This is a genomic window from Psychrobacter immobilis (genome assembly GCF_904846235.1).
Lineage (GTDB): Bacteria > Pseudomonadota > Gammaproteobacteria > Pseudomonadales > Moraxellaceae > Psychrobacter > Psychrobacter immobilis_C.
Genome location: NZ_CAJGZN010000062.1, coordinates 1 through 760, shown reverse-complemented (window position 1 = coordinate 760; position 760 = coordinate 1). Strand labels below are relative to the sequence as shown.

Genomic DNA, 760 nt, shown 5'->3' with positions numbered 1-760 from the left:
TAGGGCGTGTCTTCAATTCATCTTACAATGAACGATAGTACACGCCAGATAAAGCATTGACTTAAAATTACGCGCTAACTTCTCATAGCGAGTAGCGATACTACGAAAATGCTTAAGCCTTGCAAACATATTTTCAACAAGATGACGCAGTTTGTACAAATAGCTATCAAACTCTGGATTAGGCTGTTTGGCATTTTTCCTTTTAGGAACGACAGGTATCATATTATGGCTGCGAGCTTTGTCTCTGATAGACTCTGAGTCATAGCCTTTATCAGCGATAAAGTAATCAGCTTGCCCAATCATTTCAATCAATTCACCTGCAACTTGACTGTCGTGGACGTCACCCCCAGTGATTTTAAAATTGAGCGGATATCCATCGGCATCACAGGATAGGTGTATCTTTGTAGTTGCTCCGCCACGGCTTTGTCCAATTGCTCGTTCTTCACCAAGCCGAGCTCCACTTGCATGCTGATGACAGCGAACATAGCTTCCGTCTGTGAATACCCATTCCGTATCAACTTCTTTTCGTAAGCCAAAAAAAAATCCGCCCATAAGCCAGTTTTCGACCAGCGGTTGAAACGACTATAGGCTGTTTTCCACGAACATAATTCTTCAGGTATGTCACGCCAAGGTGCCCCTGTGCGTAGTTTCCACAGTATGGCTTCCATGATCTCTCGGCTGTTTTGAGTTTGATAGCAGCCGTACTTTATCATCGTCGATTGCAATTGATCCCAAAGCGTATCTGTTAATGCTTTTCTTG

General features: G+C 43.3%; 1 protein-coding gene. It reads right to left on the bottom strand.

What is annotated here, in order from left to right; genetic code table 11:
* Positions 1-12 precede the first annotated feature (12 nt).
* Positions 13-760 (bottom strand): IS5 family transposase gene (locus tag JMX07_RS13530; RefSeq protein WP_413786692.1). Its coding sequence is split into 2 segments (ribosomal slippage), with 749 coding nucleotides annotated over them: positions 13-557 and positions 557-760; the frame shifts between segments, so codons are not numbered across the junction. This gene is flagged as partial in the annotation.